Origin of the sequence: Prosthecobacter sp. (assembly GCF_044378005.1) — a bacterium.
Classification (GTDB): Bacteria; Verrucomicrobiota; Verrucomicrobiia; order Verrucomicrobiales; family Verrucomicrobiaceae; genus Prosthecobacter.
Genome location: NZ_JBILYB010000289.1, coordinates 1 through 3514 on the forward strand (window position 1 = coordinate 1; position 3514 = coordinate 3514).

Sequence of the window (3514 nt, forward strand, 5' to 3'; positions counted from 1 at the left end):
CGGTGAAGCTGACCTGGGGTTCATCCGTGTCGCTCAGTTCGCGTGTCGGGTCCTTGTAGATGATCTTGCCTTCAGTGGGCGAGAACCCGTGGACGGAGCTTTGGAAATTGGCGAGCGCGGTGATCGCTGTGCCGGGATGCTGATCGGCAAAGCCCGTGGCACTGTTGCCGACAATGATGCCGGAGAACTCAAAGGTGATGCGCGGGTTCTCTGCGCGCACATAAGAAACCATGCGCTGGCTGTTCTTGCGCTCCACATACTCGCGAGTCGGCTTGATGGAGAGCTTGGTGACCAGCACGCCGGTCTCGTCGGTGAGATCGTAGGCAGGACGTGTTCCGTGTTCGATGATGGCTTGCACTGGCATGGCTGTGCTCAGGCGACGGGTGTCAATTCAGCGGACTGCGCACTGATGGAGAACCGTGTGGTGTGGCTGCGAGTCCGATCCTCGCGATTCAACTCACTCTCGCTGCGGGTGATCCTCAGGCGGCGGATGTCCCATCCCGTGCGATCAACTTCAGGTAGCGTAGCAAGCCACGCGAAGAGCGCGCTGAGATTGGTCAATAACGAGCGCAGTGAAGCTATCCAGATCGCCTCCGTCAGCACCGGGGTTTCATCGGCGTGAGTGTGAAGGACCATGATGCCATTCGCCTCGATCAACTTGGAGTGTGGAAACTCCAACGTGTCGATATGGCAAAAAACGCAGGGCCTCTGCCGTGCGGCCATTTCCAAGCCAATGCCGATGTTCAGTGTGGTCGGCAGTCCGTTCTGTTGCCTGACATGCGTGAGGTAGTCGGCGAGCAGTTTGGCGAGACGGTATTCGAGCGAGGGTTGATCATTCACGCTCTACTTGCCCTGTCGAAACGCACGGGCAGCCATGGCCTTGAGTTTTTCTGCCATGGCGTGTTGAAGCCTCACTCGAGCACGGCGTTCTGCCTGACGAAGCTGGGCATCATTGCAGGCTTCAGGCGCATAGCTCACCTGGTTCTGAAGCTCGATGTTGGCTCCCTTGTCGCCCCGCTTCACCATGGCCGTTCCCTTCGAGCTTTTGTGGGCTCCTGTGTTCGCCCATCGGGGAATGCCGCGCACGGTGCCACCAAGCGTTTTAGCCGCAGCAATCCAGCCCGCTTTTACTGCACCGATCTGCCGCTGCACTTTGGTGATGTAGCGATCCAGAGCTTCTCCTTTGGAAATCACCGCCAACGTTTTGGCGCTGTCAGGTACGCGGCCGTAGCGAGCCGTGCGTGCGTTCTTGTGGAGATCCGCGCGTATGGCTCCGATGGGAATGCCTGCCTTGGCGCACAGTTTGCGCAGGATGCGCCGAGCCTTCTCCGGTTCGCCGTTCTTGTCCGCGCGCCAGTACTCACGAGCGAGTGCGGGATCAGCGGCTTCGAGCTGTTTGAAGGCCGTGCCGAGGTTGTCAGCGCGTTTAAAAATGCGGTTAATGTCCGCCTTGATGCGAGCCGCGAGTTTCTTGAAGGGTTTGTCCGTCAGACCAAATGGCAGTGTGATCCGCGCACTCTCCACGGCGAGTGTGCGGACTTCTTGGATGAGCAGCTTGTCCATGGGGCGCTGCACTTCTTTGGGGAAGAGAGCGATCTGTCTTTTCAACGGATCGAGACCCGTGACTTTGCCAGTGACGCGCATGTCAGGGATCAACGGGACCGAGTTCCAAAGTGACGATGGCGTGAGGCGGACGATTCATCACAGCTTTGATGCGGTAGTCCTTGTTCTCCCAGCGCACGATCTGACCGCTGTGCGGAATGTCTGGAATAGAAGTGCGCAGCACCTTGGCATTGAAGCGCACTTCATCGACTTCACCACCCAGCATGAGTTCACCCGAAAGCATGGGCTCGGAGATCAGCGCCAATACGGGCTGCCCCTGGTAGAAAATGACCTTGCCGAAGTCCTGGAGGATTTCAGAAAAGTCAGCGGCGATTTCGTCGTGGATGGTCATGCCACGCAGTGCGCGTCAAAACGAAGCAGCCCTCCCCGCACAAGGCGAAGAGGGCTGCACCCGAACCCGAGGCCCACGCCCCGAGAATTTTAAAACACCAGCGCCATGGTGAGCGACTTGGCGGTGTTGTTGCCGCCCGCAGCTTCCACGGCGACCTTGGCCCGAATGTATTGCCGCACATCGGATGGCAGGCGCACCTTGCGAATGACTGCGGCAGCACCGGCTCCACCCGCGCCCGTGACTTCCATGGAGGCCAGGGCGGCGATGGTGGCGAAGGTGATGCCATCCTCCGAGTCTTCCAGTGTGACGGTGGCTTTCTTTGTGTCAGCCAGCGAAGGCAGGGCCGGAAGCGCGAGTTCCACCTCGAAGTGGCACTCGTGGGGAGGCTTCTGGATCAGGTTGAACGGATCAGTTGTCGCCGTGGCAGCAGCGGCAGGCAGGGCCACTGTGTGGATAAGTTCAGCGTCTTTGAGAGCGTGCATAAGGATGATGAATGATGAGGGTTGTTTTGATCACGTCTCGTCGTTGGCGATGGAGGCCGTGCGGATGATTGGGATGCCTTCCCATTCGGTGGGCAGTGGCGCGGGCGTGCCATTGGCGGTGGTGGCCGTGCGACTGTTGCGCAACTGTTCGCGGGAGCGCCCATTCATGAGGATGTGAGTCGGCTCGAAGCCGAAGTCGGTGAACTTCTCGTAGGCTGAGTAGAGCAGCGAGTCGTTGAGGCTCTTTTTGCCGTTGCCGGACTCCTCCACGTTCTTGATGCGCACCGCGCAGTTGCGGTTGGCCAGGCGCATCCCGATACGGCCTGTCATCCAGTTGGTGTAGGCCTTGTAGGGGTTGCCTTCGGCATCATAGACCGTTTCCAGATCCCAGGTGTCTTGGAGGCGGATGGACTGTGCGTTGCCGAACAGGAACTCGACACACTCACGGCCCAGGCGCAGGAACCAGACCGAGGATTTGGAAGCCGCGCCACCGGCATCCACCAGATGCGCGGCATCGGCTTTGATCTGCGCAAGCAGACCGGGGAAGCCTTTGCTGTCATTGCCCGTGCCATAGTAGAACTGCGAGCCGATGTATTGCATGGCCGCTTCGATCACACCCGAGGCATGGTTTTCGAGCAGGCGACCTGGATCACGGGCACCGTCCACGATCTGCGCATCGACAGCGATCTGGTGGTCGAGGATGTGCGTTTGGAAGGTGCGCGTTTCGTAGCTGGACTTGCTGCGAGGCACGCCCTCGTTGGCGTTGCGGAAGCGCACGGATGGGAGGCCGGTGCGGACGGTCAGTTCCATCGTGGTGCCGGTCATGGTATCGGCGGGAACGACGGTGAGTTCGGGAGCCATTTTCACGGCTTCCTCAATGAGCGGGTAGCCGATACCGGCGTCCAGCTTGGCGATGTCGAGAAGAGTTGGGACAGACATGGAGGTCTAGGAGTTGAGGGTGTGTGATTGGGATGGATCAGGCTTTGGCGAACTGGCGGTTCCAGACCTCGGCGGCGGTGGTGGGCGCTTTGTCCCCGGCGGGTGTGATCTTGGCAGGCACCTGCGTGCCCATTTCAGC

General features: G+C 59.8%; 6 protein-coding genes. All 6 read right to left on the bottom strand.

What is annotated here, in order from left to right:
- A partial coding sequence (locus tag AC6FTP_RS26210) for a hypothetical protein (protein WP_497209849.1) occupies positions 1–364 on the bottom strand: 364 nt, incomplete at its 3' end.
- Positions 365–372: 8 nt separating this feature from the next.
- Positions 373–840 (bottom strand): hypothetical protein, encoded by a 468-nt coding sequence (locus tag AC6FTP_RS26215; protein ID WP_497209850.1) that lies wholly within the window; start codon positions 838–840, stop codon positions 373–375.
- Between the two features lie 3 nt (positions 841–843).
- The gene (locus AC6FTP_RS26220; protein ID WP_497209851.1) at positions 844–1644 is read right to left on the bottom strand and encodes a hypothetical protein; all 801 of its coding nucleotides are present in this window, start codon (positions 1642–1644) and stop codon (positions 844–846) included.
- Between the two features lies 1 nt (position 1645).
- Entirely contained in the window at positions 1646–1954 is a 309-nt protein-coding gene (locus tag AC6FTP_RS26225; protein ID WP_497209852.1) for a hypothetical protein, read from the bottom strand.
- Between the two features lie 89 nt (positions 1955–2043).
- Complete coding sequence (locus AC6FTP_RS26230) at positions 2044–2436, bottom strand: hypothetical protein (protein WP_497209853.1); 393 nt, start codon at positions 2434–2436, stop codon at positions 2044–2046.
- A 30-nt stretch (positions 2437–2466) separates the two neighbouring features.
- On the bottom strand, positions 2467–3375 hold the full coding sequence (locus tag AC6FTP_RS26235) for a major capsid protein (protein WP_497209854.1): 909 nt from the start codon (positions 3373–3375) through the stop codon (positions 2467–2469).
- Positions 3376–3514: the final 139 nt, after the last annotated feature.